The sequence below is a fragment of the Citrobacter cronae genome, from assembly GCF_016893685.1.
Lineage (GTDB): Bacteria > Pseudomonadota > Gammaproteobacteria > Enterobacterales > Enterobacteriaceae > Citrobacter > Citrobacter werkmanii.
This window is the reverse complement of sequence record NZ_CP069763.1, coordinates 853,685-879,099: the sequence shown is the minus strand read 5'-3', so window position 1 is coordinate 879,099 and position 25,415 is coordinate 853,685. Positions and strand designations below refer to the sequence as shown.

Genomic DNA, 25,415 nt, shown 5'->3' with positions numbered 1-25,415 from the left:
TTTGTATTGAGAACAATAATCATTTATCCTAATGGTGTTCATGGTTGGGAGCATATATGTACATTTGTTTGTGTAACGGCATCAGTGATAAAAAAATTCGTCAGGCGGTACGCCAGTTTCACCCACAGTCATTTCAGCAGTTACGCAAGTTTATTCCTGTTGGAAATCAATGTGGTAAATGTATTCGGGCCGCGCGCGAAGTGATGCAAGAAGAATTAATGCAAATGCCAGAATTTAAAGAGATCGCCTGAGTCACACTCTTTTTTTTGACATCCCGCTAGCCCCATCTACTCTCTAAGAGTGGAAGCGGAGGGACTATATAATGAAAGGTGATGTTAAGGTAATAAATTATCTCAATAAATTATTGGGAAACGAGCTTGTCGCCATCAACCAGTATTTTCTTCATGCGAGAATGTTCAAAAACTGGGGTTTCAAACGTCTGAATGACGTTGAATATCATGAATCTATCGACGAGATGAAACACGCCGATAAGTACATTGAGCGTATTCTCTTTCTTGAAGGTATTCCCAATCTCCAGGATCTGGGCAAACTTGGCATCGGTGAAGATGTTGAAGAGATGCTGCGTTCGGATCTGGCTCTTGAGCTGGAAGGTGCAAAAGACCTGCGTGAAGCAATCGCCTATGCCGACAGCGTATTTGATTACGTCAGCCGTGACATGATGATTGAAATTCTGGCGGATGAGGAAGGCCATATCGACTGGCTGGAGACCGAGCTGGATCTTATCGATAAACTGGGGATCCAGAATTATCTGCAGGCGCAAATTCGCGAAGAAGAGTAGAAGCAGAGTCGTTAATACAGGAAGGAGTTAATCCTTCCTGTTAAGTTCACCAACTTATCCAACAAAAGTAACCCCACCCACTTACGGCCAGTGCCGGACCAAAAGGAATCAGCGCGCCGCGACGTCCTTTTTTTGCCCATAACAGAAGACCATACATAATCCCTGTGATTGAAGCTGCGTAAAGGATCATCGGTATACTTTGCCAACCGCTCCAGGCCCCGGCAGCGGCCAGCATTTTGAAGTCCCCGTAGCCGATCCCCTCTTTATGCCATAACAACCTGACTAACCAGTAGATCAACCACAAAATCATATATCCCGCAACGGCTCCAATGATGGCGTCTTTGCCGGGTATAACACCGAAACTGGCGTTGAATAACAGCCCGAGCCACAGCAATGGCAGCGTGAGTTTGTCAGGCAGAAGATAATGCTGCAGGTCGATTACGCTGAGTGCGAGCGCAAACCAAAAATAGATAAAGAGCGCCAGCGCCAGCAGGATTTCGTTGGGATGGAGGGCGTAACAGAAAACGGCCATAACAGCACAGAGTGCTTCGAGCAAAGGATAGCGTTTCGAGACAGGAAGACCACAATGACGACACTTCCCCTTCAGATATAGCCAACTCAGTAGGGGAATGTTGTCATACCACGCCAGCGGGGTTTGGCAGTGGCAGCAATGCGAACCAGGCAGCCATAAATTAAAAGGGGAGAGCGCTCCGTCTGCGGGGGTGGGGGGGAGCACCATCAGAGGCAGGCGCCAGGTGAGCATTCCCATGGTGCTGCCCGCCAGTAGTCCAACGACAAGGAACAATATTGCTAACCCGTTATCCATTTTTTTTCGCTCCAATCGTCAGTCGTGTCAGCGTAATACTGTCGGCATCGTCTTTACTGGCGTGAAACTCAAGCGCCACGATGTGCAGACCATATTCGCCCTGTAACACCGCCAACCAGCGTACGAAGGTATCCATCTTGATGGTGGAGGCGCTGATATTGAGTCCACCACCGTGAGCCGGCTGGAGTGTTGCGTTAAGTCCCGATTTTTTAAGACTGCGCTTCACCAGCGTTTCCAGGGAGTCCGATTGCGTCCGCTGTGGAAGAAGACCGGCTGCTGAAGCCTGTTTGTGAAGCCACTGTATGTCGAGCTGTAACTTTTCGTCCCGGGATTGCATTGTATCGATAGCCTGACCTAAAGGCTGCCAGGCGCCAAACCAAAAAATGGCCAACAGGCAGCATCCGAACAACGTTATAAAGATGCGTTGCTCATGCGTATTTTTATGATGAAACCAGACCTGAGCACGTTTAATCATTTCGAAGTGTCCACATTCCCTGTTCATGTTTTTCGACTTTTAATGGCAAGCCATAGATGCGCGCTTTGATGAATGCCTGTACCTGGCTTTCATCACTGGCGTAGATGAAAAGCTGCAAAGATTTACTCGCCGGATCATAGTTAAGTCCTTCCAGCGCCAATCCCGGGAATGCTGACAGCTTTGACTGCAACTGCTGCAAGAACAAATAGGGGGCAGGGATATGTTGTTGTAACTGTTTCGGCAGATAGGTTCGCAAATTGCTACTGTGTCTGTTCTCAGGAATGTATCGCTGCCACTGCTGTACCAGATCCTGACTGAGCTGCTTCTCCAGGCTATGGAGTTGCCAGTAGGTAATAGAGCGGGTAAGCAGTGCGACACCCGCAGCCAGCATGATGCTGAATAGCGCGACGCGCTTCAGGAGCGCGGTCCTGGGCGAGCGTGGAGAAGGGGCGCGAATCTTATCGTGTAGAAGATTAGGTACATTGCCGTTTGGGTAGAGAGTCAGAATATGGCGTTCAGGTTGACTCTCTGTACTGGAACAGGCCAGTGGTAACGAACCGTAGTTTACCAACTGCGGAGGGCCGAAATGCGTAAGCAGGTGGGTAAGCCACGCCTCCGTCAGGCAGGAGAGATAATTTTCCTGTGTTCTGAGCAACCACCGATCGCCCTCTCTTAATACCGTCCAGCCATTGTCGCATGCCGGCAGGCAACAGGCGTCAAACGTGACACATGTGGTGTTAATACCTACATCGGCAAGGGTTCGGAGCTGAGACTCAAGCCAGTCGGCATCAATGCCTGCAACAGTGAGACGAGACCCCTGACGGGACAGTAATGTCCAGTGCAATGAGGGCGCCCCTTCGTCGAGCGTTTCATCAGCGAGCCAGTGAAGCTTTTGGTCAGTCAGTTCATACTCTTCATCCGGTATGACGATTGTTTTACATGTCGCCATACTGGCGGAAAGAAGCAGATGTGCGGACTGCGCCGCTGGAAGTGTACCAAGCTCCGCTAACTGTTCCATGGACAGAAGCTGGATTTCACCTCCTCCACCTTCAGTATATTCCACCCATTCCACGGGGGCTGACGGCTGTTTTTGCAGGCGGATAAGCAGTTTTGGTGAGGACACTGAAACTGCTTTACTCTTCGCTACTGCCATCCGTAAGTTGGCGTAAATAGATTTTAATTGTTTTATTTTTTTCATCATAAAAGAAAAATGTGCGCATACCGGAAGTAAGGTCACCCTCGTGGGCTGTAGATGTGGTCAAAAAAAAGGTGCTATTGGCGGTTAACTGTTTTTTAAGCGAATCCGTCAGGGGTTTGGCGGCGCTGTAATCTTGTTGTGCCTGATAGAGAAAGGCATCTACCGTTTTCCAGCCACCTTCAGGGCGTTTCTTCAGCAGTGTTTTTGCATCTGAGTCACTGAGGTTATTGAGAAATAGCGCAGCTAATAGAGGGGCCTGCTGCTCATTAAGAGTATTAATATTTATGGCGAGTTCATTGCTGAATGTCGCGCAGATAAAAGGGGATAATTTTTGATAAATAGCGTCGGTCATTCCTTTGAGCTTGCGTATTTCGGCAGGTAAAAAGATCATCTGGCCTGCTGTAAGAAAACCCGGTTGGCTGGACTTGTAATACTCATCTTCAGCGCCTTTGACACGGGGCGTCACGTCAGCGTCAATGTAATCTGCGCCAGATTGAGCGATCTCGTCTGCGCGATACTTTTCCACGCCGATTTTTTCCAACAGGGCTGCGAACACCTCGATTTTATAGGGCAGAGTGGTCATCGGGTCCGTCGGCACATCTGCTAATGCGTTCAGATTGAAGCAATGTTGTAGATCGCTGGTTTGCCAGCTTACCGTTGTGTTGTCGCGAAGTTCTGCAAACTGGGGGAGCTCATCAAATTGGCTAAGCTTATCCTTGGCATTCTGCAGCGTTTGTGCAGTGGCTTGCGCTTCGGCATACAGCAGCGCATATTTCCCCTGGATACTGTCATTTGTGCGTCGGCTGCGCTGCAACTGAGTCTGAAAGCTGATCGTCATTTCTGATGCCAGCGCGGCCATCAGCGCCAGAATCATCAACACGATTAGTAACGCCGATCCCCTTTGATTACTCATTTAGCTGTCCCTGTAGCCGCCCCTGAAGTCGGGCTGGATTTCTGTTTCTCCGGGAACCAGCCGGGCAGAATAAAAAGACGAGTAAGAATCTCTCCGTTTTCACGCTCCAGCGTTATTTTAGCCGTTGTGGATGCACTGTCGCCCTCAGCCAGAGCCATGGTTGCGGACAGATGAGCGATGTCGGAGAGTAACGCTTGTGGTGGTGCCTCCTCTTTGCCATCGGGCGAGCGTCTCATCGCGCGGTATAACGTGCCATTGTCCACATACCAGTGGACGGTAGTGAGAATGAAAGCGGCCTCGAAAGGCATGGCTGGGTCTCGTGTCTGAGTAGTGAAAATCGCGCCATCTTTTTCGCTGAAAAAAGGCTGATTCGTCTGACGGTTTTTTCGCGGAACGTACTGCATCAAATCGTTTTCAAACAGCAGCATCGTATGCTGAATAGCATCAAAGTTATCGGCTGTCTTTTTCGCACGCTGATGCTGCTCTGAGGCCTGGGAAAAAACCATTGAGGCCAAAAAACTGAGCGTCGAGAAAATGGCAATTGCCAGCATCACTTCCAGTAACGTGAAGCCCCGCGTCATCTTACTCATTTTTTGTCTCCGTTTTCTGGCGTCCAGGAGTACAGATTAAGCGTCCGTCCGCTGGCGGAGGTTACGCTGGCTTGCTTTTGATTAATGCCTGACTGGTTTTGCAGGCTACCCGACAACTGCCAGGAGAAAGTCTCGTTCAGCAGTATTGTCTGGCCTTTTCCCGAGGTGGTCTGGTCGTTAATGGTTCCAATCAAGGCGTTGTCCGCAGCCCAGAGTGCCAGAGTTTCTTGCTTCAGCGTGTCGAGAGCAGAGAGTTGCCATTGCATACTGCTAATCAGCCCTATTACAGCGGTCGCAAAGATTGCCATCGCCAGCAATACCTCAAGCAGGAGCATTCCGCTTTGTTGCTTCATTGCGCATCCTCAAGACGAGTGATATCCAGCGGTAGCGATCCGTCACACCGCAGAGTCACGAATTTTGCACCGTCTTCATCTCTGAACATCACGGTAAAAGGCGTCAGTTGACCATCGGGTAAGATCATAATTTGTGGATTTGCATTTTCTGCTGAAGGCGTTACTTCAGGTTTCGCTGGCGCAGCCCAGTCACCGTAAAGCGGTAAACTGTCGCTGTCGGCCAGCTCTTGCCAGTTCCATTTGTGGGTTGAATCCTTTTGCGGTAGGTAAAAAGCCCAGCCTTCAGTGGTCAACCGCAAACCGACCACATGCTTTTCCAGCAACGCCAGGTCTGACGCGTATTTCACCGTCTGCCTGAAGGTGTCGATCCGCTGTAGTAGCTTTCCGCCTGATCCCAGCCGGTCACTTTGCATGGCGATAATGCCCGTAGCTGAGATGGCGATAATGACCACAACCAGCATCACTTCCAGCAACGTGAATCCTTTCTGATGCGTCATGTTTATTGCGATTTTTTGTTATTATCCCAGTTGTTAATGTCATCCGCCGTTCCAGCTTCTCCATCTGGCCCTACGGAGCTGATATCAATAGCGCCATGTTCGCCGGGGCTTATCAGGATATAGTCGTTCCCCCAGGGGTCTGCAGGCAGACGTCGGATGTAACCGTCAGTATTGTAATTCTCGGCCTTGGGAGAGAGCTCCGGCGCGGTGATGAGTGCTTCCAGACCTTGTTCCGTCGTGGGGTAGCGATGGTTGTCCAGCTTGTACATGTCCAGCGCATTTTCGAGCGCGACAATGTCGCTGACCGCCTTTTGTCTGTCCGCGCGATCTTTGTTGCCCATCAGATTCGGCACGACCAGGCTTGCCAGAACCCCCAAAATCACAATGACCACCATCAATTCCATGAGGGTAAAGCCACGCTCTGTGGCTCGTGTCTGTTGTTCCATAACCTTTCCTTAGTTCATTAATGAGTTAAGTTGTAAAATTGGCTGCATAACCGAGACGACAATGAACAAAACGATCATCGCCATCACAACGATCAACGCAGGTTCAAAAATTGCCAGCGTCAGTGCGATGCGGTTTTGTAGCTGGATTTCCTGATTTTCTGTTGCCCGCTGCATGAGTTCTCCAAGCTGACCGCTTTTTTCCCCGGAGGCGATCATGTAGAGCATCATCGCGGGAAAAATCTTCGTCTTCTCCAGCGACTGGCTAACGCTGTTGCCCTGGCGAACGCTCTCAGCCGCTTCACCCAGACGCTGGCGTATTTCCTGATTACTCACCCCCTCAGCGGAAAGCGACATAGCTTGTAAAAGAGGAACGCCGCTGCTGTTAAGAATGCTCAGGGCGCGTAAGTAGCGAGCGCTATTGATGGCGCATACTAAAGGCGACGTTAAGCGAAATTGAATTAACCAACGGTGAAATCGATGCCGGTTTCCCTTTTTTTTAAGCCAGAAAGAAAACAGGCATCCACCGCCAATGAGGGTGAGGAGGATCCAAGGTCCATATGCCGACAAAAAATTGCTGGTCGCGAGCAGGATCCGAGTGGTGAGCGGCAATGCGTGTTTGAGGTGGATAAACTGCGCTGCGACCTTAGGCACCACGGTGGTGAGCAAAATAATAACCACCAGAATAGCGACCGTAGTGAGCAGGGAAGGGTAGATTAAAGCCTGCGTAAGCTTGCTGCGCATTCGCTGGCGCGCTTCGTTAAAATCCGCCAGTCTTTCCAGAACTGCGCCTAACTGACCCACCGTTTCGCCCGCTTTAACGAGCGTGCAAAAGACGGCATCAAACAGGCGGGGATACGCCTGCATCGCAGTTGACAGTGATTGTCCTTCAAGAATGGACTGCCGAAGAGTCGTAATCACATCGGCAAGTTTCTTATTTTCTTTTTGTTGCCGAACCACGTCGAGTGCTTCATCCAGCGGTAATGCTGCGGCGATTAGCGTTGCAATCTGACGCGTAAAAAGCGTTAATTCACTGTGACTGACTCGTGCAGGGAGGGTCTTCAGGGGGATCGCGCGTCGTTGGGGTTTTATCGTTTGCGGCAATAGGGCCTGGCTACGCAGTTGCGCCACCATGTCCCGTTCGCTTGCGGCCTCGCTAACGCCCGTAATACGATTTCCCTTCACATCTGTTGCGGTCCAGCAATATTTCATTCAGGCTGCTCCGTCGGTGTTTGCCCTTCCGATGTCACTCTTAGCACTTCCTCCAGCGATGTAATGCCTTCTGCGGCGACGCGGAGACCGTTTGCCAGCAAACTACGATGGTGACGACGCTGAATTTGCTCCAGATGCTGTTCGTTGGTCTCTGTGTGAATGGCTTCGCGCAGTTCAGGCGTAACAAGTAACAGCTCGTGAATTGCCAGTCGCCCCTGATAGCCGCTATGCCTGCATGCCTCGCAGCCCCCGGCATGCCAGACCTGAGAGGTATTGATCCCTTGAGCCAGCAGGAGTTGCTGTTGCTGGTGGGTGGCGGGGCGCGGTATTTTGCAGTGGTTACACAGTCGTCTTACCAGACGCTGGGCAATAACCCCGACAAGTGATGAAGAAAGCAGAAACGATTCCACCCCCATATCCCGCAATCGTGTTACGGCACCGCTGGCGCTGTTTGTATGGAGAGTCGAAAGAACCAGATGTCCGGTCAACGACGCCTGAACAGCAATCTGCGCTGTTTCGGCGTCGCGAATTTCACCTACCATCACGACATCAGGATCCTGACGTAAAATGGCGCGTAGCCCACGGGCAAAAGACATATCTACGCGACTATTGACCTGCGTTTGACCTATCCCTTCCAGTTCATATTCAATCGGATCTTCAACGGTGAGGACGTTACGCTCCGGGCTATTCAGTGCGGAAAGGATGGCGTATAGCGTGGTACTTTTTCCTGAACCCGTTGGGCCGGTGACCAGAATAATGCCGTGGGGGAGGGCAATCAGATCTTTCAGGCTGCGTGTGTCTTCTGCTGACATATCCAGCTTATCGATTGATAACCGCAGGCTGGTTTTATCCAGCAGACGCAAAACGACACGTTCGCCATGCTGTGAGGGGAGCGTAGAGACGCGCACATCCACATTTCTCTGGCCTATTTTTAACGTTATGCGGCCATCCTGTGGGAGGCGCTTTTCGGCAATATCCAGCTTGGCCATCACTTTGATACGTGAGATCAGCAGGGCCGCCAGCTTTTTATTAGGCTGAACCACTGGACGCAGAACGCCATCGACGCGAAAGCGGATCCCCATCGTTTTCTCAAATACTTCGATATGAATATCGGATGCATGTTCCTTGATTGCTTCACTGAGTACGGCATTAATCAGCCGTATGACCGGCGCATCGGATTGTTCGTTAAGCAGATCTTCATTGGACTGGATCTCCTCAGAAAGAATGTTGAGATCATCAAGGTTATTCATATCTTCTGCGATCAACTGGGCAGTGCCGCTGTTCTGTTGATACAGGTGCTCGAGTTTTTCCTCAAACTGTTGCGTAGAGAGCCGGGTAAACCGGCTACATTCAGGCGCTGTTGCGGCTACGTCCAGCATAGATTCAAGGGAGGTATTTTCAGCATAAATCAGCTCTTCCTGCTGTACGGCAATACCGTATCGCTGTGCTTTTTTCCACGTAAAGGCTGTCATTTTGCACTGCCGTTATGGAACGGATTTTTGCTGTTTGACGTAGCTGGTGTGGCCACAGAGGAGTCAAATGCGTGGTCATCTAATGATTCAATGGCATCGACATCAATCAGGCTACCGTTTTGCTTGCTACTCCTGTTTTGTTGCATCTCCTTGAAGCCAGTATATTTATCCCTCGAAAGCGAATGATAGACTTCATCATCTCTGATGATGGTTGGTCGGATGAACACCATCAAGTTGCGTTTATTTTTTTCATTTGAGGTATAGCGAAAAAGTTGCCCAATGAGGGGGATATCACCCAGTAAGGGAACTTTCGAAACCTCTTGTTTACTTGAGTCATCCATCAATCCGCCCAATACTACGGTTTCACCGCTTTTTACCAGGACGGCGTTTTGAATAGTACGGGTATTAAATGTAGGGCCGAGAGTGGATGAGGTTGCCGTAGAATCGACACTGGACACCTCTTGCTCAATTTCCATTAATACGGAATCGCCTTCATTGATTTGCGGCGTAACCTTTAGCTTAGTGCCGACTGTCTTACGTTCGACGGTGCTGTAAATATTATCGCCCGAGGTGGTTTGCGACCCGGAAAGCACCGGAACGTCTTGCCCGGCGTTGAAAGATGCCTCTTTGTTATCGAGTGTCACGATACTCGGAGTAGAAAGAATATCATTCTTGCTATTGCTACTCAGCGCGGTAAGGAGAACCCCCCAGTCGCCGTTGAAGAATCCTGCGGCAAGGCCATTGAAGTTACTGAACAAATCATATGCAGGGTTATCGCTGGTGGTACCGCCCTGTCTCTTGAATTCTTGAACCCCTTGTGCGGCATTGAAAATGGGAAGATTGGTCTTGGTAAACTGCTGCACGCCGACGTTTTTGTTGGCCCACTGGACCCCAAGATTAATGCCTTTACCATCCTGAACTTCCACGATGATAGCTTCGACCAGAACCTGGGCGCGGCGAATGTCCAGTTTGGCGATGACATCTTCTAACTGCTGGAGGATACTTTGGTCTGCGGTAATAACCAGCGAGTTGGTTTGTTCATCTGCCGTGATGGATATATCGTTATTGCTGCTGGCAGATGATTTTGAAGCGCTGCTTTTTTCATCCTTCATCTTTTGCGTGACGCCGGTTAAAACTTCAACCAGTTTATCTGCTTTGGCATATTTCAAATACCAGACACGGGTGTTGCCTTCACCTTGATCTTGCGTATCCAACCGGGAAATAAGTTGTGCCATGCGCGCCCGGGCACGATCGGAACCGCTGACAATTAACGCATTACTACGTTTATCTGCAACGATGCGCGTCTGAAGTGTGGCCGGTTTAGCCTCTTTGCCATTTTCTCGCGCCAGGTCATTGAGGACGTCGGCCAGGTCGGTCGCTGAGGCATACTTCAGTGTGAAAACCTGTTCTTTGGCATCACCCATCACATCGACACGTTTAACCACCTCCAACAGACGATTGACGGTTGAGGCTTTGCCGGTGATGATCAATGCATTTGATGGTTCGTAATGCACAACATTACCGACCTTACCGCCATCAAGCATTTGTCGAAGCAAGGGGGACAATACGCGAGCAGGAACGTTTTCCAGTGACACAATACGCGTCACCAGTTCATCTCCTTTGCCGGGTTTCGTCCCGCTAATGAGTCTTCCTGGCATTGTTTTGACTTGCTCTGAACGCACTACCTTAAGTAACCCATTATCAAGAGTAATAATTGAGAAACCGTAGAGATCCAGTACGCTCAGGAAAAACTGATAATATTCATCCTCATTGAAGGTATCATTGCTTCTGACAGATATTGAAGCCTTAACATCGGGATCAATCAGAATGGTTTTACCCATATTTTGGCCGACAATATTGACAAATGTCTGAATGTCCGCATTGTCAAAGTTAGCGGTATAATCGACTGCGAATGCAGTGCGGCAGGAGGCTGCGAGTAAAAGTATCAACGACCAACTTTTCAGTCGCCGATGTAAAACAGTTCTCTCCATTTAGTCTTCCTTTCCATCCTGGAATTGTTGAACTGAAACATTAATTAACCGTGGCGAAGCATTACGTAAGACGGTGAACTGAGCCATTTTAAGGTGCTTAAGCGCATTTTGTGCTTTGCCTAAATTTGCCTGTTGAGTCAACTTGATATTATTTAGCTGAATGGCTATATCCCCAGGTTCGAGGGAAGAATGCTTAAAAAACTGAACCTGTTTTCGTGGTAGAAGGCGTAAACCACGTAAAGTGTTCTTATCCACTACAGGACTGGCATCAATGAAATCAGCCAGCGTTACCGCTTGTTGCTCTTGCTGGGATGCTACCGCCCCCTGAGACCTGGACAGTTGTGCCAGTTCAGCAAGCAATGTCAGTTGCAGTGTTTGCTCACCAGAAGAAAACATTATCTGATTCTTTGTAATACCCGTAACACGTATTTTGCTGGAGGACTTCAGATAATCATTAATGGCATAAACATTCTGCTCACCATTTTCCTGCAAGATTGCGCGGGAAATGGATTTATTTGAACTATGAATAATTCCGCTGACAACGACCCCGGACAGCAATGCCTCTTGCGCATGCGATTGTTGATGGGGGGAAACATTCATATCTGCATCTAAGGGCACGGATGATAAATGCCATTTTTGTTTTCTGTTTGAGATATTCTCCTGATGAATTTGACTTGATGCTGTCCGCAATGTTTTGTTTTCAAACCACTGTTCATATCCTTTATGTATACAAGCAAAAATACATATAACGCTTGCAAATATCACTATGAGGTAGGCGCCATGATAAAATAGCGTGCTTTTGAATACGTGGCGGATAGTTTTCATAAAATTATGATTAAGAATAACTAACAAGTTAATCTGTTTCTTGTTAATGATAACGATAATATATTTATCCTGCTGCCAGGCGACAAGCGTTTTGGCTCCCACGTTCCTACTTTAGGAAATAATAAATTTTATGGAAAATATGAATGTTCATGGATGAGTTCATTTCTGTTTTGACCTCCCGCCAGCAACTGTTGCGGGATAATATCCTTTCCGCGTTTTTGAACGAACAATGGCTGGTATTACATGGGGCAAAAGGCACCGGAAAAAGCACGCTTGCACGCAGTGTAGAAGCGTTATGGCCACATCGGGTGCTAACTCTGGCACCTGTAAATAGAAAAGGTTATAGGTGGGAATGGCAGGTTATCGCAGATACGCAAAAGGTGGGATGTTTAACCGGACGGTCATTTTCTGGCGAGACGATCTGGAGCGAATTACTTGGTCTGATAACCGTTAAGGCATGCGATAAGCCTTTGTTTATTTTGGAAGACGGACATCAGGTCACCACCGGTATTACTGCAACGGTTAAGGCGTTTATCGCCATAATGCCGAAGGCCCGGCTGCTAGTAACCGGTAGATACAGTCTGAGACAGCAGCGCCAGTTGCGTACGATGCATCCGCTCTGGTTCGACGTACCCATCCCGGATATTGAGGATTACCGTAGGGTAATCGCACCCTGTATCGAAACGGAACAGGAGGGCCAAGATGCCCTTCCTGAGACATTTATCCGACATATCAAGAAACGTTGCCGCGGTAATCTGCATCTGGCGGCGCGTGTCGGGTGGAATCTTACGCGTAATAAAACGAAACAGGGTGAACAACAAACCAGCATCACGCCGCTTCAGCAACGTGAAGCGCTGCGTTGTCTGCCTGCGCCTCGTCGAACCGGGGGGACGTGTCTGGCAGTGGTTGTCGTCGCGGCGCTATGTGGTAGCGCTGGCTGGCACTTCAGTCCATTGCTTGACAGATGGTTGCCGCCCATAGCCAGCATATGGCCTGCAGGACAGCCATCGGCTGCATCACTTTCTTCCACAACGCTGACGTCAACGATTATGTCAACTAATGAGTCGCTCGCGCGGCTTTACAGCGTCTGGGGATATGAAGTCAATAAAGGGGAAGCATGGTGCGATCAGGCGTACCGGGCGGGTTTGGTTTGCCTGTCGGGCACTGATACGCTGGAATCGCTTCTGGCCCAGCAACTCCCCTGGATAGCAACGCTAAAGGTAGATAATAGCCTTATACCTGTTGTCGTGATTGGAGAAAGCAACCAGACCATCACTGCCCAGTCGGGCGCTGGTACATGGATTATGGATAAAGCCTGGTTCAGTGAAGTGTGGCAAGGGAATTACACGCTAATGTGGAAACCTTCACCAGACGGTAATGTGAGCATCATGAAGAAAAGCAGCGTCGAAGACATTCTCTGGCTGGATATGATGCTGAGTCGCGTGTTGAATGTTGAGGCTGAGAGCACGGGAGAGTGGAGCCCTCTTTTATCGGAAAAAGTCCGCCAGTTTCAAATGCAAAATAAGATTAAGGCTGACGGTATGGTAGGGCGGCTTACTCTTATTCGTCTATGGCAGGCGCTGGATGAAAGCCCAAAACTGATGCATGACGGAGGGAAAGCATGAAAACGGATCATGAATATTATTGTAGCGAAAACCTACGTTTTGACCGTCCAGATATGCCGCTTACGTTATGGCGGGGCGCGCGTATCGCGCTTTCATGGCTGGGGTTGAGCATTGGCATGGTAATCATAGGCTACTATACGCATAGCGCGTTTATTCAGCATACCGCGACGCCGGCCGTGCCGCCGAACTTTCGTCTGTCTGACGCGCACTATATATATAAGCAGCAGCCGCTGCCGGAACCGGAAGAGACCGTTGAAGAAGAAGGCGCGGATGATATGCGCAGCGAAGAACCGTCATCGCCTGACGAGTCTGTTCAAAACGGGGATCTCAAAGCGCGAGTGAAGCAGGCCATAGCGGAAATTGACCAGCAATAACGTCGTCCTGCGAAAGGTTGGTTATTATCGATACAACTTCACTTGCATTAAGCCCGCAGATACGTATAATGCGCGGGCTTGTCTTAATTGACGGCTGGTTCGATATGAGCCACTGATAGTCGATTTGACTATCTGACAATGTTCCCAATCGGGGAACTCTGTAAGAACGGTTACACTCTCCCATCAATCGTAATGGGTTTGAGGAGTAACTATTTCGTCTATAAAATAATTGGAGCTCTGGTCTCATGCAGAACCAAAGAATCCGTATCCGTTTGAAAGCGTTTGATCATCGTCTGATCGATCAATCAACCGCGGAAATCGTCGAGACTGCCAAGCGCACTGGTGCGCAGGTTCGTGGTCCGATCCCGCTGCCGACCCGCAAAGAGCGTTTCACCGTTCTGATCTCTCCGCACGTTAACAAAGACGCGCGTGATCAGTACGAGATCCGTACTCACAAGCGTCTGGTTGACATCGTTGAGCCAACTGAAAAAACCGTTGATGCTCTGATGCGTCTGGACCTGGCTGCCGGTGTAGACGTGCAGATCAGCCTGGGTTAATCAGGTCATCGAGCGATTGAGAGGTTGATACAATGATTGGTTTAGTCGGTAAAAAAGTGGGTATGACCCGCATCTTCACTGAAGATGGCGTCTCTATCCCAGTAACCGTTATCGAAGTTGAAGCAAACCGCGTTACTCAGGTTAAAGATCTGGCTAACGACGGCTACCGCGCTGTTCAGGTTACCACCGGTGCTAAAAAAGCTAACCGTGTAACTAAGCCGGAAGCTGGCCACTTTGCTAAAGCTGGCGTAGAAGCTGGCCGCGGCCTGTGGGAGTTCCGTCTGGCAGATGGTGAAGAATACACCGTTGGTCAGAACATTAGCGTTGAACTGTTTGCTGACGTTAAAAAAGTTGACGTAACCGGTACCTCTAAAGGTAAAGGTTTCGCTGGTACCGTTAAGCGCTGGAACTTCCGTACCCAGGACGCTACTCACGGTAACTCCTTGTCTCACCGCGTTCCGGGTTCTATCGGTCAGAACCAGACTCCGGGCAAAGTGTTCAAAGGCAAGAAAATGGCAGGTCAGCTGGGCAACGAACGTGTAACCGTTCAGAGCCTGGACGTAGTACGTGTTGACGCTGAGCGCAACCTGCTGCTGGTTAAAGGTGGTGTTCCGGGTGCGACCGGTTGCGACCTGATCGTTAAACCAGCTGTGAAGGCGTAAGGGGATAGCAATGGAATTAGTATTGAAAGACGCGCAGAGCGCGCTGACTGTTTCCGAAACTACCTTCGGTCGTGATTTCAACGAAGCGCTGGTTCACCAGGTTGTTGTTGCTTATGCAGCTGGTGCTCGTCAGGGTACTCGTGCTCAGAAGACTCGTGCTGAAGTAACTGGTTCAGGCAAAAAGCCGTGGCGCCAGAAAGGTACCGGCCGTGCGCGTTCAGGTTCTATCAAGAGCCCGATCTGGCGTTCAGGTGGCGTGACCTTCGCTGCTCGCCCGCAGGACCACAGTCAAAAAGTTAACAAAAAGATGTACCGCGGCGCGCTGAAAAGCATCCTGTCCGAACTGGTACGTCAGGATCGTCTGATCGTTGTCGAGAAGTTCTCTGTAGAAGCGCCTAAAACTAAGCTGCTGGCACAGAAACTGAAAGACATGGCTCTGGAAGATGTGCTGATCATCACCGGTGAGCTGGACGAAAACCTGTTCCTGGCTGCGCGCAACCTGCACAAGGTTGACGTACGCGATGCAACTGGTATCGACCCGGTTAGCCTGATCGCCTTCGACAAAGTCGTAATGACTGCTGATGCTGTTAAGCAAGTTGAGGAGATGCTGGCATGATTCGTGAAGAACGTCTGCTGAAGGTGCTGCGCGCACCGCACGTTTCTGAAAAAGCGTCTACTGCGATGGAAAAAACTAACACCATCGTTCTCAAAGTTGCTAAAGACGCGACCAAAGCAGAGATCAAAGCTGCTGTGCAGAAACTGTTTGAAGTCGAAGTCGAAGTCGTTAACACCCTGGTAGTAAAAGGGAAAGTTAAACGTCACGGACAGCGTATCGGTCGTCGTAGCGACTGGAAAAAAGCTTACGTCACCCTGAAGGAAGGCCAGAATCTGGACTTCGTCGGCGGCGCTGAGTAAGTCGGAGGAGTAATACAATGGCAGTTGTTAAATGTAAACCGACATCTCCGGGTCGTCGCCACGTTGTTAAAGTGGTCAACCCAGAGCTGCACAAGGGCAAACCTTTTGCTCCGCTGGTTGAAAAAAACAGCAAATCCGGTGGTCGTAACAACAATGGCCGTATCACCACTCGTCACATCGGTGGTGGTCACAAGCAGGCTTATCGTATTGTTGACTTCAAACGCAACAAAGACGGTATCCCAGCAATTGTTGAACGTCTTGAGTACGATCCGAACCGCTCCGCGAACATCGCGCTGGTTCTGTACAAAGACGGTGAACGCCGTTACATTCTGGCCCCTAAAGGCCTGAAAGCTGGCGACCAGGTTCAATCTGGCGTTGATGCTGCAATCAAAGCAGGTAACACCCTGCCGATGCGCAATATCCCGGTTGGTTCTACCGTTCATAACGTAGAAATGAAACCAGGTAAAGGCGGTCAGCTGGCACGTTCCGCTGGTACTTACGTTCAGATCGTTGCGCGTGATGGTGCTTATGTCACCCTGCGTCTGCGTTCTGGTGAAATGCGTAAAGTCGAAGCAGACTGCCGTGCAACTCTGGGCGAAGTTGGCAATGCTGAGCATATGCTGCGCGTTCTGGGTAAAGCAGGTGCTGCACGCTGGCGTGGTGTTCGTCCTACCGTTCGCGGTACTGCGATGAACCCAGTCGATCACCCACATGGTGGTGGTGAAGGTCGTAACTTTGGTAAGCACCCGGTAACTCCGTGGGGCGTTCAGACCAAAGGTAAGAAGACCCGCAGCAACAAGCGTACTGATAAATTCATCGTACGTCGCCGTAGCAAATAATTTTAGAGGATAAGCCATGCCACGTTCTCTCAAGAAAGGTCCTTTTATTGACCTGCACTTGCTGAAGAAGGTAGAGAAAGCGGTGGAAAGCGGAGACAAGAAGCCCCTGCGCACTTGGTCCCGTCGTTCAACGATCTTTCCTAACATGATCGGTTTGACCATCGCTGTCCATAATGGTCGTCAGCACGTTCCGGTATTTGTTTCCGACGAAATGGTCGGTCACAAACTGGGTGAATTCGCACCGACTCGTACTTATCGCGGCCACGCTGCTGATAAAAAAGCGAAGAAGAAATAAGGTAGGAGGAAGAGATGGAAACTTTAGCTCAACATCGCCATGCTCGTTCTTCTGCTCAGAAGGTTCGCCTTGTTGCAGACCTGATTCGCGGTAAGAAAGTGTCGCAGGCTCTGGATATTCTGACCTACACCAATAAGAAAGCGGCTGTACTGGTTAAGAAAGTCCTGGAATCTGCCATTGCTAACGCTGAACACAACGATGGCGCTGACATTGACGATCTGAAAGTTACGAAAATTTTCGTAGACGAAGGCCCGAGCATGAAGCGCATTATGCCGCGTGCAAAAGGTCGTGCAGATCGCATCCTGAAGCGCACCAGCCACATTACTGTGGTTGTGTCCGATCGCTGAGACTCTGGAGACTAGCAATGGGTCAGAAAGTACATCCTAATGGTATTCGCCTGGGTATTGTAAAACCATGGAACTCAACCTGGTTTGCGAACACCAAAGAATTCGCTGACAACCTGGACAGCGATTTTAAAGTACGTCAGTACCTGACTAAGGAACTGGCTAAAGCGTCTGTATCTCGTATCGTTATCGAGCGTCCGGCTAAGAGCATCCGTGTGACCATTCACACCGCTCGCCCGGGTATCGTTATCGGTAAGAAAGGCGAAGACGTAGAAAAACTGCGCAAAGTCGTAGCTGATATTGCTGGCGTTCCTGCCCAGATCAATATCGCCGAAGTGCGTAAACCTGAACTGGACGCAAAATTAGTTGCTGACAGCATCACTTCTCAGCTGGAACGTCGCGTTATGTTCCGTCGTGCTATGAAGCGTGCTGTACAGAACGCAATGCGTCTGGGCGCTAAAGGTATTAAAGTTGAAGTTAGCGGCCGTCTGGGCGGCGCGGAAATCGCACGTACCGAATGGTACCGCGAAGGTCGCGTACCGCTGCACACTCTGCGTGCTGACATCGACTACAACACCTCTGAAGCGCACACCACTTACGGTGTAATCGGCGTTAAAGTGTGGATCTTCAAAGGCGAGATCCTGGGTGGTATGGCTGCTGTTGAACAACCGGAAAAACCGGCTGCGCAACCTAAAAAGCAGCAGCGTAAAGGCCGTAAATAAGGAGCGTCGCTGATGTTACAACCAAAGCGTACAAAATTCCGTAAAATGCACAAAGGCCGTAACCGCGGTCTGGCTGCTGGCGCGGATGTTAGCTTCGGCAGCTTCGGTCTGAAAGCTGTTGGCCGTGGTCGTCTGACTGCCCGTCAGATCGAAGCAGCACGTCGTGCTATGACCCGTGCAGTTAAGCGTCAAGGTAAGATCTGGATCCGTGTATTCCCGGACAAACCGATCACTGAAAAGCCGCTGGCAGTGCGTATGGGTAAAGGTAAAGGTAACGTGGAGTATTGGGTTGCCTTGATTCAGCCGGGTAAAGTCCTGTATGAAATGGACGGCGTACCGGAAGAGCTGGCCCGTGAAGCATTCAAGCTGGCAGCAGCGAAACTGCCGATTAAAACCACCTTTGTAACTAAGACGGTGATGTAATGAAAGCAAAAGAGCTGCGTGAGAAGAGTGTTGAAGAGCTGAACACCGAGCTGCTGAATCTGCTGCGTGAGCAGTTCAACCTGCGTATGCAGGCTGCAAGTGGCCAGCTGCAACAGTCTCACCTGTTGAAGCAAGTGCGTCGTGATGTCGCACGCGTTAAGACTTTACTGACTGAGAAGGCGGGTGCGTAATGACCGATAAAATCCGTACTCTGCAAGGTCGCGTTGTTAGCGATAAAATGGAGAAATCCATCGTTGTTGCTATCGAACGTTTTGTGAAACACCCGATCTACGGTAAATTCATTAAGCGTACGACCAAACTGCACGTACATGACGAGAACAACGAATGCGGTACTGGTGACGTGGTTGAAATCCGCGAATGCCGTCCGCTGTCCAAGACTAAGTCCTGGACGCTGGTTCGCGTTGTAGAGAAAGCTGTTCTGTAATACAGTAGGCATTCTCAACGAATAAACGGCTCAGCGATGAGCCGTTTATTTTTTCTACCCATATCGTTTGAGCGGTGTTATAATGCCGCGCCCCCGATATGGGGCTTTTTTAACGACCTGATTTTCGGGTCTCAGTAGTAGTTGACATTAGCGGAGCACTAAAATGATCCAAGAACAGACTATGCTGAACGTCGCCGACAACTCCGGTGCACGTCGCGTAATGTGTATCAAGGTTCTGGGTGGCTCGCACCGTCGCTACGCAGGCGTCGGCGATATCATCAAGATCACCATCAAGGAAGCAATTCCGCGTGGTAAGGTCAAAAAAGGTGATGTGCTGAAGGCGGTAGTGGTGCGCACCAAGAAGGGTGTTCGTCGCCCGGACGGTTCTGTCATTCGCTTCGATGGTAATGCATGCGTTATTTTAAACAATAACAGCGAGCAACCTATCGGTACGCGTATTTTTGGGCCGGTAACTCGTGAACTTCGTAACGAGAAGTTCATGAAAATTATCTCTCTGGCACCAGAAGTACTCTAAGGAGCGAATCATGGCAGCGAAGATCCGTCGTGATGACGAAGTTATCGTGTTAACCGGTAAAGATAAAGGTAAACGCGGTAAAGTTAAGAATGTCTTGTCTTCCGGCAAGCTCATTGTTGAAGGTATCAACCTGGTTAAGAAACACCAGAAGCCGGTTCCGGCTCTGAACCAACCAGGCGGCATCGTTGAAAAAGAAGCTGCTATTCAGGTTTCTAACGTTGCAATCTTCAACACGGCAACCGGCAAGGCTGACCGTGTAGGCTTTAGATTCGAAGACGGCAAAAAAGTCCGTTTCTTCAAATCTAACAGCGAAACTATCAAGTAATTTGGAGTAGTACGATGGCGAAACTGCATGATTACTACAAAGACGAAGTAGTCGCTAAACTCATGACTGAGTTTAACTACAATTCTGTCATGCAAGTCCCTCGGGTCGAGAAGATCACCCTGAACATGGGTGTTGGTGAAGCGATCGCTGACAAGAAACTGCTGGATAACGCAGCAGCTGACCTGACAGCAATCTCCGGTCAAAAACCGCTGATCACCAAAGCACGCAAATCAGTTGCAGGCTTCAAAATCCGTCAGGGCTATCCGATCGGCTGTAAAGTAACTCTGCGTGGCGAACGCATGTGGGAGTTCTTTGAGCGTCTGATCACTATTGCTGTTCCACGTATCCGTGACTTCCGTGGCCTGTCCGCTAAGTCATTCGATGGTCGTGGTAACTACAGCATGGGTGTCCGTGAGCAGATCATCTTCCCAGAAATCGACTACGATAAAGTCGACCGCGTGCGTGGTTTGGATATTACCATTACCACTACTGCGAAATCTGACGAAGAAGGCCGTGCTCTGCTGGCTGCCTTTGACTTCCCGTTCCGCAAGTAAGGTAGGGTTACTGAATGGCTAAGCAATCAATGAAAGCACGCGAAGTAAAGCGCGTAGCTTTAGCTGATAAGTACTTCGCAAAACGCGCTGAACTGAAAGCTATTATCTCTGATGTGAACGCGACCGACGAAGATCGTTGGAACGCAGTTCTGAAGCTGCAGTCTCTGCCGCGTGATTCCAGCCCGTCCCGTCAGCGTAACCGCTGCCGTCAAACAGGTCGTCCGCATGGCTATGTGGGCAAGTTCGGGTTGAGCCGTATCAAACTGCGTGAAGCCGCTATGCGCGGTGAAGTACCAGGCTTGAAAAAGGCTAGCTGGTAATTACCAATTGAATCACGGGAGTAAAGACAGATGAGCATGCAAGATCCGATCGCGGATATGCTGACCCGTATCCGTAACGGTCAGGCCGCGAATAAAGCTGCGGTCACCATGCCTTCCTCCAAGCTGAAAGTGGCAATTGCCAACGTGCTGAAGGAAGAAGGTTTTATTGAAGATTTTAAAGTTGAAGGCGACACCAAGCCGGAACTGGAACTTACTCTTAAGTATTTCCAGGGTAAAGCTGTTGTAGAAAGCATTCAGCGTGTCAGTCGCCCAGGTCTGCGCATTTATAAGCGTAAAGACGAGCTGCCGAAGGTTATGGCTGGCATGGGTATCGCAGTTGTTTCTACCTCTAAAGGTGTTATGACTGATCGTGCAGCGCGCCAGGCTGGTCTTGGTGGCGAAATTATCTGCTACGTAGCCTAATCGGAGGAAAAAATGTCTCGTGTTGCTAAAGCACCGGTCGTTATTCCTGCCGGCGTTGATGTAAAAATCAATGGTCAGGTTATTACGATCAAAGGTAAAAACGGCGAGCTGACTCGTACTCTCAACGATGCTGTTGCAGTAAATCATGCAGATAATGCACTGACCTTCGGTCCGCGTGATGGTTACGCAGATGGATGGGCTCAGGCTGGTACCGCGCGTGCCCTGCTGAATGCAATGGTTGTCGGTGTTACCGAAGGCTTCACTAAGAAGCTGCAGCTGGTTGGTGTAGGTTATCGTGCAGCGGTCAAAGGGAATGTAGTAAACCTGGCTTTAGGTTTCTCTCATCCAGTTGATCATCAGCTGCCGGCAGGTATCACTGCAGAATGTCCGACTCAGACTGAAATCGTGCTGAAAGGCGCTGATAAACAGCTGATCGGTCAGGTTGCGGCAGATCTGCGCGCCTACCGTCGTCCTGAGCCTTACAAAGGCAAGGGTGTTCGTTACGCCGACGAAGTCGTGCGTACCAAAGAGGCTAAGAAGAAGTAAGGTAACACTATGGATAAGAAATCTGCTCGTATCCGTCGTGCGACCCGCGCACGCCGCAAGCTCAAAGAGCTGGGCGCAACTCGCCTGGTGGTACATCGTACCCCGCGTCATATTTACGCACAGGTAATTGCACCGAACGGTTCTGAAGTTCTGGTAGCTGCTTCTACTGTAGAAAAAGCTATCGCTGAACAACTGAAGTACACCGGTAACAAAGACGCTGCAGCAGCTGTGGGTAAAGCTGTCGCCGAACGCGCTCTGGAAAAAGGCATCAAAGATGTGTCCTTTGACCGTTCCGGGTTCCAATATCATGGTCGTGTCCAGGCACTGGCAGATGCTGCCCGTGAAGCTGGCCTTCAGTTCTAAGGTAGAGGTGTAAGATGGCTCACATCGAAAAACAAGCTGGCGAACTGCAGGAAAAGCTGATCGCGGTAAACCGCGTATCTAAAACCGTTAAAGGTGGTCGTATTTTCTCCTTCACAGCTCTGACTGTAGTTGGCGATGGTAACGGTCGCGTTGGTTTTGGTTACGGTAAAGCGCGTGAAGTTCCAGCAGCGATCCAGAAAGCGATGGAAAAAGCCCGTCGCAATATGATTAACGTCGCGCTGAACCACGGCACCCTGCAGCACCCGGTTAAGGGTACTCACACGGGTTCTCGTGTATTCATGCAGCCGGCTTCCGAAGGTACCGGTATCATCGCCGGTGGTGCAATGCGCGCCGTTCTGGAAGTCGCTGGAGTTCGTAACGTTCTGGCTAAAGCGTATGGTTCCACTAACCCGATTAACGTGGTTCGTGCAACTATCGACGGTCTGGAAAATATGAAATCTCCGGAAATGGTCGCTGCCAAGCGTGGTAAATCCGTTGAAGAAATTCTGGGGAAATAAACCATGGCAAAGACTATTAAAATTACTCAAACCCGCAGTGCAATCGGTCGTCTGCCGAAACACAAGGCAACGCTGCTTGGCCTGGGTCTGCGTCGTATTGGTCACACCGTAGAACGCGAGGATACTCCTGCAGTTCGTGGTATGGTCAACGCGGTTTCCTTCATGGTTAAAGTTGAGGAGTAAGAGATGCGTTTAAATACTCTGTCTCCGGCCGAAGGCTCCAAAAAGGCGGGTAAACGCCTGGGTCGTGGTATCGGTTCTGGCCTCGGTAAAACCGGTGGTCGTGGTCACAAAGGTCAGAAGTCTCGTTCTGGCGGTGGCGTACGTCGCGGTTTCGAGGGTGGTCAGATGCCTCTGTACCGTCGTCTGCCGAAATTCGGCTTCACTTCACGTAAAGCAGCGATTACAGCCGAAGTTCGTCTGTCTGACCTGGCTAAAGTTGAAGGCGGTGTTGTAGACCTGAACACGCTGAAAGCAGCTAACATTATCGGTATCCAGATCGAGTTCGCGAAAGTGATCCTGGCTGGTGAAGTCACTACTCCGGTAACTGTTCGTGGCCTGCGTGTTACTAAAGGCGCTCGTGCTGCTATCGAAGCTGCTGGCGGTAAAATCGAGGAATAAGTAGCAGATGGCTAAACAACCGGGATTAGATTTTCAAAGTGCCAAAGGTGGCTTAGGCGAGCTGAAACGCAGACTGCTGTTTGTAATCGGTGCGCTTATTGTGTTCCGTATTGGCTCTTTCATTCCGATCCCTGGTATTGATGCCGCTGTACTTGCCAAACTGCTTGAGCAACAGCGAGGCACCATCATTGAAATGTTTAACATGTTCTCTGGTGGTGCTCTCAGCCGTGCTTCTATCTTTGCTCTGGGGATCATGCCGTATATTTCGGCGTCGATCATTATCCAGCTGCTGACGGTGGTTCATCCAACGCTGGCAGAAATTAAGAAAGAAGGGGAGTCTGGTCGTCGTAAGATCAGCCAGTACACCCGCTACGGTACTCTGGTGCTGGCGATATTCCAGTCAATCGGTATTGCTACCGGTCTGCCGAATATGCCTGGTATGCAGGGCCTGGTAATGAATCCAGGCTTTGCATTCTATTTCACCGCTGTTGTAAGTCTGGTTACAGGGACTATGTTCCTGATGTGGTTGGGCGAACAGATTACTGAACGTGGTATCGGCAACGGTATCTCAATCATTATCTTCGCCGGTATTGTTGCGGGACTCCCGCCAGCCATTGCCCATACTATCGAGCAAGCGCGTCAAGGCGACCTGCACTTCCTCGTGTTGCTGTTGGTTGCAGTATTAGTATTTGCAGTGACGTTCTTTGTTGTATTTGTTGAGCGTGGTCAACGCCGTATTGTGGTAAACTACGCGAAACGTCAGCAAGGTCGTCGTGTCTATGCTGCACAGAGCACACATTTACCGCTGAAAGTGAATATGGCGGGGGTAATCCCGGCAATCTTCGCTTCCAGTATTATTCTGTTCCCGGCGACCATCGCGTCATGGTTCGGGGGCGGGACTGGTTGGAACTGGCTGACAACAATTTCGCTGTATTTGCAGCCTGGGCAACCGCTTTATGTGTTACTCTATGCGTCTGCAATCATATTCTTCTGTTTCTTCTACACGGCGTTGGTTTTCAACCCGCGTGAAACAGCAGATAACCTGAAGAAGTCCGGTGCATTTGTACCAGGAATTCGTCCGGGAGAGCAAACGGCGAAGTATATCGATAAAGTAATGACCCGCCTGACTTTGGTTGGTGCGCTCTACATTACCTTTATCTGCCTGATCCCGGAGTTCATGCGTGATGCAATGAAAGTACCGTTCTACTTTGGTGGGACCTCACTGCTTATCGTTGTTGTCGTGATTATGGACTTTATGGCTCAAGTGCAAACTCTGATGATGTCAAGTCAGTACGAGTCTGCATTGAAGAAGGCGAATCTGAAAGGCTACGGCCGTTAACAGTCGCCCGAGAAGTTACGGAGAGTAAAAATGAAAGTTCGTGCTTCCGTCAAGAAATTATGCCGTAACTGCAAAATCGTTAAGCGTGATGGTGTCATCCGTGTGATTTGCAGTGCCGAGCCGAAGCATAAACAGCGCCAAGGCTGATTTATTCGCATATTTTTCTTGCAAAGTTGGGTTGAGCTGGCTAGATTAGCCAGCCAATCTTTTGTATGTCTGTGCGTTTCCATTTGAGTATCCTGAAAACGGGCTTTTCAGCATGGTGCGTACATATTAAATAGTAGGAGTGCATAGTGGCCCGTATAGCAGGCATTAACATTCCTGATCAGAAACATGCTGTGATCGCATTAACTTCGATCTACGGCGTCGGCAAGACCCGTTCTAAAGCCATTCTGGCTGCAGCGGGTATCGCTGAAGATGTTAAGATCAGTGAGCTGTCTGAAGAACAAATCGACACGCTGCGTGACGAAGTTGCCAAATTTGTCGTTGAAGGTGATCTGCGCCGTGAAGTTAGCATGAGCATCAAGCGCCTTATGGACCTTGGTTGCTATCGCGGTTTGCGTCATCGTCGTGGTCTCCCGGTTCGCGGTCAGCGTACCAAGACCAACGCACGTACCCGTAAGGGTCCGCGCAAACCGATCAAGAAATAATCGGGGTGATTGAATAATGGCAAAGGCACCAATTCGTGCACGTAAACGTGTAAGAAAACAAGTCTCTGACGGCGTGGCTCATATCCATGCTTCTTTTAACAACACCATCGTTACCATTACTGATCGTCAGGGTAACGCACTGGGTTGGGCAACAGCCGGTGGTTCCGGTTTCCGTGGTTCTCGCAAATCCACTCCGTTTGCAGCTCAGGTTGCAGCAGAGCGTTGCGCTGAAGCCGTAAAAGAATACGGTATCAAGAATCTGGAAGTTATGGTCAAAGGACCGGGTCCAGGTCGCGAATCTACTGTTCGTGCTCTGAACGCCGCTGGTTTCCGCATCACTAATATTACTGATGTGACTCCGATCCCTCATAACGGTTGTCGTCCGCCGAAAAAACGTCGCGTATAACGCTGTCGTTTCTAGGATTG

General features: G+C 49.9%; 41 protein-coding genes. 29 read left to right on the top strand and 12 right to left on the bottom strand.

Going from position 1 to position 25,415, the window contains the following annotated elements; all coding sequences use genetic code 11:
- Positions 1–56: 56 nt before the first annotated feature.
- Together bfd and bfr are read left to right on the top strand one after the other, a co-directional pair.
- Entirely contained in the window at positions 57–251 is a 195-nt protein-coding gene (bfd, locus tag JSN25_RS03910) for a bacterioferritin-associated ferredoxin (RefSeq protein WP_038634750.1), read from the top strand.
- A 71-nt stretch (positions 252–322) separates the two neighbouring features.
- Positions 323–799, top strand: coding sequence for a bacterioferritin (bfr, locus tag JSN25_RS03905; protein ID WP_038634748.1), 477 nt, complete (start codon positions 323–325; stop codon positions 797–799).
- 46 nt (positions 800–845) lie between these two features.
- On the opposite strand, the gene JSN25_RS03900 is transcribed toward bfr, so the two are convergent.
- Genes JSN25_RS03900 through gspC form a run of 12 tightly spaced genes read right to left on the bottom strand, consistent with a single transcriptional unit; the run spans position 846 to position 11,696 of the window.
- Positions 846–1,625 (bottom strand): prepilin peptidase, encoded by a 780-nt coding sequence (locus JSN25_RS03900; protein WP_199967479.1) that lies wholly within the window; start codon positions 1,623–1,625, stop codon positions 846–848.
- Complete coding sequence (gene gspM / locus JSN25_RS03895; protein WP_161668184.1) at positions 1,618–2,100, bottom strand: type II secretion system protein GspM; 483 nt, start codon at positions 2,098–2,100, stop codon at positions 1,618–1,620. The genes JSN25_RS03900 and gspM overlap by 8 nt, the downstream gene beginning before the upstream one ends.
- A complete protein-coding gene (gene gspL, locus JSN25_RS03890) occupies positions 2,093–3,223 on the bottom strand; it encodes a type II secretion system protein GspL (protein ID WP_204525452.1) in 1,131 nt (376 codons plus the stop codon). Before gspL ends, gspM begins: the two co-directional genes overlap by 8 nt.
- Positions 3,224–3,233: 10 nt before the next feature.
- The gene (gene gspK / locus JSN25_RS03885) at positions 3,234–4,211 is read right to left on the bottom strand and encodes a type II secretion system minor pseudopilin GspK (RefSeq protein WP_204525451.1); all 978 of its coding nucleotides are present in this window, start codon (positions 4,209–4,211) and stop codon (positions 3,234–3,236) included.
- A complete protein-coding gene (locus JSN25_RS03880; RefSeq protein ID WP_185656697.1) occupies positions 4,208–4,801 on the bottom strand; it encodes a PulJ/GspJ family protein in 594 nt (197 codons plus the stop codon). Before JSN25_RS03880 ends, gspK begins: the two co-directional genes overlap by 4 nt.
- Positions 4,798–5,154, bottom strand: a complete 357-nt coding sequence (gene gspI, locus JSN25_RS03875) for a type II secretion system minor pseudopilin GspI (protein ID WP_204525450.1) — start codon at positions 5,152–5,154, stop codon at positions 4,798–4,800. Before gspI ends, JSN25_RS03880 begins: the two co-directional genes overlap by 4 nt.
- A complete protein-coding gene (gspH, locus tag JSN25_RS03870) occupies positions 5,151–5,651 on the bottom strand; it encodes a type II secretion system minor pseudopilin GspH (protein ID WP_137347746.1) in 501 nt (166 codons plus the stop codon). Before gspH ends, gspI begins: the two co-directional genes overlap by 4 nt.
- A gap of 2 nt (positions 5,652–5,653) precedes the next feature.
- Positions 5,654–6,097 (bottom strand): type II secretion system major pseudopilin GspG, encoded by a 444-nt coding sequence (gene gspG / locus JSN25_RS03865; protein WP_038634727.1) that lies wholly within the window; start codon positions 6,095–6,097, stop codon positions 5,654–5,656.
- 9 nt (positions 6,098–6,106) lie between these two features.
- Positions 6,107–7,306: a type II secretion system inner membrane protein GspF gene (gspF, locus tag JSN25_RS03860; RefSeq protein ID WP_185656696.1), complete on the bottom strand. Its 1,200-nt coding sequence runs from the start codon at positions 7,304–7,306 to the stop codon at positions 6,107–6,109.
- Positions 7,303–8,778, bottom strand: coding sequence for a type II secretion system ATPase GspE (gspE, locus tag JSN25_RS03855; protein ID WP_185656695.1), 1,476 nt, complete (start codon positions 8,776–8,778; stop codon positions 7,303–7,305). The genes gspF and gspE overlap by 4 nt, the downstream gene beginning before the upstream one ends.
- Entirely contained in the window at positions 8,775–10,769 is a 1,995-nt protein-coding gene (gene gspD / locus JSN25_RS03850) for a type II secretion system secretin GspD (RefSeq protein WP_204525449.1), read from the bottom strand. Before gspD ends, gspE begins: the two co-directional genes overlap by 4 nt.
- Positions 10,770–11,696, bottom strand: coding sequence for a type II secretion system protein GspC (gene gspC / locus JSN25_RS03845; RefSeq protein WP_087856962.1), 927 nt, complete (start codon positions 11,694–11,696; stop codon positions 10,770–10,772). It abuts the gene before it with no gap.
- A 41-nt stretch (positions 11,697–11,737) separates the two neighbouring features.
- Between gspC and JSN25_RS03840 the strand changes: the two genes are divergently transcribed.
- The 27 genes from JSN25_RS03840 (at position 11,738) to rpsK (ending at position 25,395) form a co-directional block, all read left to right on the top strand.
- Entirely contained in the window at positions 11,738–13,219 is a 1,482-nt protein-coding gene (locus tag JSN25_RS03840) for a peptidoglycan-binding domain-containing protein (protein WP_150345493.1), read from the top strand.
- Positions 13,216–13,593, top strand: a complete 378-nt coding sequence (locus tag JSN25_RS03835; RefSeq protein ID WP_087856964.1) for a hypothetical protein — start codon at positions 13,216–13,218, stop codon at positions 13,591–13,593. The genes JSN25_RS03840 and JSN25_RS03835 overlap by 4 nt, the downstream gene beginning before the upstream one ends.
- Before the next feature lie 245 nt (positions 13,594–13,838).
- Positions 13,839–14,150: a 30S ribosomal protein S10 gene (gene rpsJ, locus JSN25_RS03830; RefSeq protein ID WP_001181005.1), complete on the top strand. Its 312-nt coding sequence runs from the start codon at positions 13,839–13,841 to the stop codon at positions 14,148–14,150.
- Positions 14,151–14,182: 32 nt separating this feature from the next.
- Entirely contained in the window at positions 14,183–14,812 is a 630-nt protein-coding gene (rplC, locus tag JSN25_RS03825) for a 50S ribosomal protein L3 (RefSeq protein WP_003031117.1), read from the top strand.
- A gap of 10 nt (positions 14,813–14,822) precedes the next feature.
- Complete coding sequence (rplD, locus tag JSN25_RS03820) at positions 14,823–15,428, top strand: 50S ribosomal protein L4 (RefSeq protein ID WP_000424395.1); 606 nt, start codon at positions 14,823–14,825, stop codon at positions 15,426–15,428.
- Positions 15,425–15,727, top strand: a complete 303-nt coding sequence (rplW, locus tag JSN25_RS03815; RefSeq protein ID WP_000617546.1) for a 50S ribosomal protein L23 — start codon at positions 15,425–15,427, stop codon at positions 15,725–15,727. Before rplD ends, rplW begins: the two co-directional genes overlap by 4 nt.
- 17 nt (positions 15,728–15,744) lie before the next feature.
- Entirely contained in the window at positions 15,745–16,566 is an 822-nt protein-coding gene (gene rplB / locus JSN25_RS03810) for a 50S ribosomal protein L2 (RefSeq protein WP_038634702.1), read from the top strand.
- Between the two features lie 16 nt (positions 16,567–16,582).
- Complete coding sequence (rpsS, locus tag JSN25_RS03805) at positions 16,583–16,861, top strand: 30S ribosomal protein S19 (RefSeq protein ID WP_001138115.1); 279 nt, start codon at positions 16,583–16,585, stop codon at positions 16,859–16,861.
- A 14-nt stretch (positions 16,862–16,875) separates the two neighbouring features.
- Positions 16,876–17,208 (top strand): 50S ribosomal protein L22, encoded by a 333-nt coding sequence (gene rplV / locus JSN25_RS03800; protein ID WP_000448832.1) that lies wholly within the window; start codon positions 16,876–16,878, stop codon positions 17,206–17,208.
- Between the two features lie 17 nt (positions 17,209–17,225).
- Entirely contained in the window at positions 17,226–17,927 is a 702-nt protein-coding gene (rpsC, locus tag JSN25_RS03795; RefSeq protein WP_000529945.1) for a 30S ribosomal protein S3, read from the top strand.
- Positions 17,928–17,939: 12 nt separating this feature from the next.
- On the top strand, positions 17,940–18,350 hold the full coding sequence (rplP, locus tag JSN25_RS03790) for a 50S ribosomal protein L16 (protein ID WP_000941208.1): 411 nt from the start codon (positions 17,940–17,942) through the stop codon (positions 18,348–18,350).
- Positions 18,350–18,541: a 50S ribosomal protein L29 gene (gene rpmC, locus JSN25_RS03785; protein ID WP_000644742.1), complete on the top strand. Its 192-nt coding sequence runs from the start codon at positions 18,350–18,352 to the stop codon at positions 18,539–18,541. Before rplP ends, rpmC begins: the two co-directional genes overlap by 1 nt.
- Positions 18,541–18,795 (top strand): 30S ribosomal protein S17, encoded by a 255-nt coding sequence (gene rpsQ / locus JSN25_RS03780; RefSeq protein WP_003031120.1) that lies wholly within the window; start codon positions 18,541–18,543, stop codon positions 18,793–18,795. The genes rpmC and rpsQ overlap by 1 nt, the downstream gene beginning before the upstream one ends.
- Before the next feature lie 163 nt (positions 18,796–18,958).
- Positions 18,959–19,330: a 50S ribosomal protein L14 gene (rplN, locus tag JSN25_RS03775; RefSeq protein WP_000613954.1), complete on the top strand. Its 372-nt coding sequence runs from the start codon at positions 18,959–18,961 to the stop codon at positions 19,328–19,330.
- A 10-nt stretch (positions 19,331–19,340) separates the two neighbouring features.
- Positions 19,341–19,655: a 50S ribosomal protein L24 gene (rplX, locus tag JSN25_RS03770; protein WP_139538945.1), complete on the top strand. Its 315-nt coding sequence runs from the start codon at positions 19,341–19,343 to the stop codon at positions 19,653–19,655.
- A gap of 14 nt (positions 19,656–19,669) precedes the next feature.
- Entirely contained in the window at positions 19,670–20,209 is a 540-nt protein-coding gene (gene rplE / locus JSN25_RS03765; protein ID WP_003031123.1) for a 50S ribosomal protein L5, read from the top strand.
- Positions 20,210–20,223: 14 nt separating this feature from the next.
- Positions 20,224–20,529, top strand: coding sequence for a 30S ribosomal protein S14 (gene rpsN, locus JSN25_RS03760; RefSeq protein ID WP_003031125.1), 306 nt, complete (start codon positions 20,224–20,226; stop codon positions 20,527–20,529).
- A gap of 30 nt (positions 20,530–20,559) precedes the next feature.
- Positions 20,560–20,952, top strand: a complete 393-nt coding sequence (gene rpsH / locus JSN25_RS03755) for a 30S ribosomal protein S8 (RefSeq protein WP_003031127.1) — start codon at positions 20,560–20,562, stop codon at positions 20,950–20,952.
- A gap of 12 nt (positions 20,953–20,964) precedes the next feature.
- The gene (gene rplF, locus JSN25_RS03750; RefSeq protein WP_006687355.1) at positions 20,965–21,498 is read left to right on the top strand and encodes a 50S ribosomal protein L6; all 534 of its coding nucleotides are present in this window, start codon (positions 20,965–20,967) and stop codon (positions 21,496–21,498) included.
- Between the two features lie 9 nt (positions 21,499–21,507).
- Positions 21,508–21,861, top strand: a complete 354-nt coding sequence (gene rplR, locus JSN25_RS03745; protein ID WP_000358956.1) for a 50S ribosomal protein L18 — start codon at positions 21,508–21,510, stop codon at positions 21,859–21,861.
- 14 nt (positions 21,862–21,875) lie between these two features.
- Complete coding sequence (gene rpsE / locus JSN25_RS03740; RefSeq protein ID WP_003031131.1) at positions 21,876–22,379, top strand: 30S ribosomal protein S5; 504 nt, start codon at positions 21,876–21,878, stop codon at positions 22,377–22,379.
- Between the two features lie 3 nt (positions 22,380–22,382).
- Positions 22,383–22,562, top strand: a complete 180-nt coding sequence (gene rpmD / locus JSN25_RS03735) for a 50S ribosomal protein L30 (RefSeq protein WP_001140434.1) — start codon at positions 22,383–22,385, stop codon at positions 22,560–22,562.
- A 3-nt stretch (positions 22,563–22,565) separates the two neighbouring features.
- The gene (rplO, locus tag JSN25_RS03730; protein ID WP_001238917.1) at positions 22,566–23,000 is read left to right on the top strand and encodes a 50S ribosomal protein L15; all 435 of its coding nucleotides are present in this window, start codon (positions 22,566–22,568) and stop codon (positions 22,998–23,000) included.
- Positions 23,001–23,007: 7 nt separating this feature from the next.
- Positions 23,008–24,339 (top strand): preprotein translocase subunit SecY, encoded by a 1,332-nt coding sequence (gene secY / locus JSN25_RS03725; protein ID WP_001118864.1) that lies wholly within the window; start codon positions 23,008–23,010, stop codon positions 24,337–24,339.
- Positions 24,340–24,369: 30 nt separating this feature from the next.
- Positions 24,370–24,486: a 50S ribosomal protein L36 gene (gene rpmJ, locus JSN25_RS03720; RefSeq protein WP_000868187.1), complete on the top strand. Its 117-nt coding sequence runs from the start codon at positions 24,370–24,372 to the stop codon at positions 24,484–24,486.
- A gap of 146 nt (positions 24,487–24,632) precedes the next feature.
- Positions 24,633–24,989, top strand: coding sequence for a 30S ribosomal protein S13 (rpsM, locus tag JSN25_RS03715; RefSeq protein ID WP_003031135.1), 357 nt, complete (start codon positions 24,633–24,635; stop codon positions 24,987–24,989).
- A gap of 16 nt (positions 24,990–25,005) precedes the next feature.
- Complete coding sequence (rpsK, locus tag JSN25_RS03710) at positions 25,006–25,395, top strand: 30S ribosomal protein S11 (RefSeq protein ID WP_003031137.1); 390 nt, start codon at positions 25,006–25,008, stop codon at positions 25,393–25,395.
- Positions 25,396–25,415 lie beyond the last annotated feature (20 nt).

What these genes read in the sequence shown, in the direction of transcription:
- rpsK (WP_003031137.1), top strand. Translation starts at nt 25,006, where the DNA reads ATGGCAAAGGCACCAATTCGTGCACGTAAACGTGTAAGAAAACAAGTC.
- gspK (WP_204525451.1), bottom strand. Translation starts at nt 4,211, where the DNA reads ATGAGTAATCAAAGGGGATCGGCGTTACTAATCGTGTTGATGATTCTG.
- rplN (WP_000613954.1), top strand. Translation starts at nt 18,959, where the DNA reads ATGATCCAAGAACAGACTATGCTGAACGTCGCCGACAACTCCGGTGCA.
- rplX (WP_139538945.1), top strand. Translation starts at nt 19,341, where the DNA reads ATGGCAGCGAAGATCCGTCGTGATGACGAAGTTATCGTGTTAACCGGT.
- gspD (WP_204525449.1), bottom strand. Translation starts at nt 10,769, where the DNA reads ATGGAGAGAACTGTTTTACATCGGCGACTGAAAAGTTGGTCGTTGATA.
- secY (WP_001118864.1), top strand. Translation starts at nt 23,008, where the DNA reads ATGGCTAAACAACCGGGATTAGATTTTCAAAGTGCCAAAGGTGGCTTA.
- JSN25_RS03880 (WP_185656697.1), bottom strand. Translation starts at nt 4,801, where the DNA reads ATGAGTAAGATGACGCGGGGCTTCACGTTACTGGAAGTGATGCTGGCA.
- rpsS (WP_001138115.1), top strand. Translation starts at nt 16,583, where the DNA reads ATGCCACGTTCTCTCAAGAAAGGTCCTTTTATTGACCTGCACTTGCTG.
- rplF (WP_006687355.1), top strand. Translation starts at nt 20,965, where the DNA reads ATGTCTCGTGTTGCTAAAGCACCGGTCGTTATTCCTGCCGGCGTTGAT.
- bfr (WP_038634748.1), top strand. Translation starts at nt 323, where the DNA reads ATGAAAGGTGATGTTAAGGTAATAAATTATCTCAATAAATTATTGGGA.
- bfd (WP_038634750.1), top strand. Translation starts at nt 57, where the DNA reads ATGTACATTTGTTTGTGTAACGGCATCAGTGATAAAAAAATTCGTCAG.
- gspF (WP_185656696.1), bottom strand. Translation starts at nt 7,306, where the DNA reads ATGAAATATTGCTGGACCGCAACAGATGTGAAGGGAAATCGTATTACG.
- rplC (WP_003031117.1), top strand. Translation starts at nt 14,183, where the DNA reads ATGATTGGTTTAGTCGGTAAAAAAGTGGGTATGACCCGCATCTTCACT.
- rplV (WP_000448832.1), top strand. Translation starts at nt 16,876, where the DNA reads ATGGAAACTTTAGCTCAACATCGCCATGCTCGTTCTTCTGCTCAGAAG.
- rplO (WP_001238917.1), top strand. Translation starts at nt 22,566, where the DNA reads ATGCGTTTAAATACTCTGTCTCCGGCCGAAGGCTCCAAAAAGGCGGGT.
- rplE (WP_003031123.1), top strand. Translation starts at nt 19,670, where the DNA reads ATGGCGAAACTGCATGATTACTACAAAGACGAAGTAGTCGCTAAACTC.
- rplW (WP_000617546.1), top strand. Translation starts at nt 15,425, where the DNA reads ATGATTCGTGAAGAACGTCTGCTGAAGGTGCTGCGCGCACCGCACGTT.
- gspE (WP_185656695.1), bottom strand. Translation starts at nt 8,778, where the DNA reads ATGACAGCCTTTACGTGGAAAAAAGCACAGCGATACGGTATTGCCGTA.
- gspI (WP_204525450.1), bottom strand. Translation starts at nt 5,154, where the DNA reads ATGAAGCAACAAAGCGGAATGCTCCTGCTTGAGGTATTGCTGGCGATG.
- gspM (WP_161668184.1), bottom strand. Translation starts at nt 2,100, where the DNA reads ATGATTAAACGTGCTCAGGTCTGGTTTCATCATAAAAATACGCATGAG.
- JSN25_RS03840 (WP_150345493.1), top strand. Translation starts at nt 11,738, where the DNA reads ATGTTCATGGATGAGTTCATTTCTGTTTTGACCTCCCGCCAGCAACTG.
- rplP (WP_000941208.1), top strand. Translation starts at nt 17,940, where the DNA reads ATGTTACAACCAAAGCGTACAAAATTCCGTAAAATGCACAAAGGCCGT.
- gspG (WP_038634727.1), bottom strand. Translation starts at nt 6,097, where the DNA reads ATGGAACAACAGACACGAGCCACAGAGCGTGGCTTTACCCTCATGGAA.
- rpmD (WP_001140434.1), top strand. Translation starts at nt 22,383, where the DNA reads ATGGCAAAGACTATTAAAATTACTCAAACCCGCAGTGCAATCGGTCGT.
- rpsH (WP_003031127.1), top strand. Translation starts at nt 20,560, where the DNA reads ATGAGCATGCAAGATCCGATCGCGGATATGCTGACCCGTATCCGTAAC.
- rpsE (WP_003031131.1), top strand. Translation starts at nt 21,876, where the DNA reads ATGGCTCACATCGAAAAACAAGCTGGCGAACTGCAGGAAAAGCTGATC.
- rpmC (WP_000644742.1), top strand. Translation starts at nt 18,350, where the DNA reads ATGAAAGCAAAAGAGCTGCGTGAGAAGAGTGTTGAAGAGCTGAACACC.
- JSN25_RS03835 (WP_087856964.1), top strand. Translation starts at nt 13,216, where the DNA reads ATGAAAACGGATCATGAATATTATTGTAGCGAAAACCTACGTTTTGAC.
- rplD (WP_000424395.1), top strand. Translation starts at nt 14,823, where the DNA reads ATGGAATTAGTATTGAAAGACGCGCAGAGCGCGCTGACTGTTTCCGAA.
- rpsN (WP_003031125.1), top strand. Translation starts at nt 20,224, where the DNA reads ATGGCTAAGCAATCAATGAAAGCACGCGAAGTAAAGCGCGTAGCTTTA.
- rpsJ (WP_001181005.1), top strand. Translation starts at nt 13,839, where the DNA reads ATGCAGAACCAAAGAATCCGTATCCGTTTGAAAGCGTTTGATCATCGT.
- rpmJ (WP_000868187.1), top strand. Translation starts at nt 24,370, where the DNA reads ATGAAAGTTCGTGCTTCCGTCAAGAAATTATGCCGTAACTGCAAAATC.
- rplB (WP_038634702.1), top strand. Translation starts at nt 15,745, where the DNA reads ATGGCAGTTGTTAAATGTAAACCGACATCTCCGGGTCGTCGCCACGTT.
- rpsQ (WP_003031120.1), top strand. Translation starts at nt 18,541, where the DNA reads ATGACCGATAAAATCCGTACTCTGCAAGGTCGCGTTGTTAGCGATAAA.
- JSN25_RS03900 (WP_199967479.1), bottom strand. Translation starts at nt 1,625, where the DNA reads ATGGATAACGGGTTAGCAATATTGTTCCTTGTCGTTGGACTACTGGCG.
- gspH (WP_137347746.1), bottom strand. Translation starts at nt 5,651, where the DNA reads ATGACGCATCAGAAAGGATTCACGTTGCTGGAAGTGATGCTGGTTGTG.
- rpsC (WP_000529945.1), top strand. Translation starts at nt 17,226, where the DNA reads ATGGGTCAGAAAGTACATCCTAATGGTATTCGCCTGGGTATTGTAAAA.
- rplR (WP_000358956.1), top strand. Translation starts at nt 21,508, where the DNA reads ATGGATAAGAAATCTGCTCGTATCCGTCGTGCGACCCGCGCACGCCGC.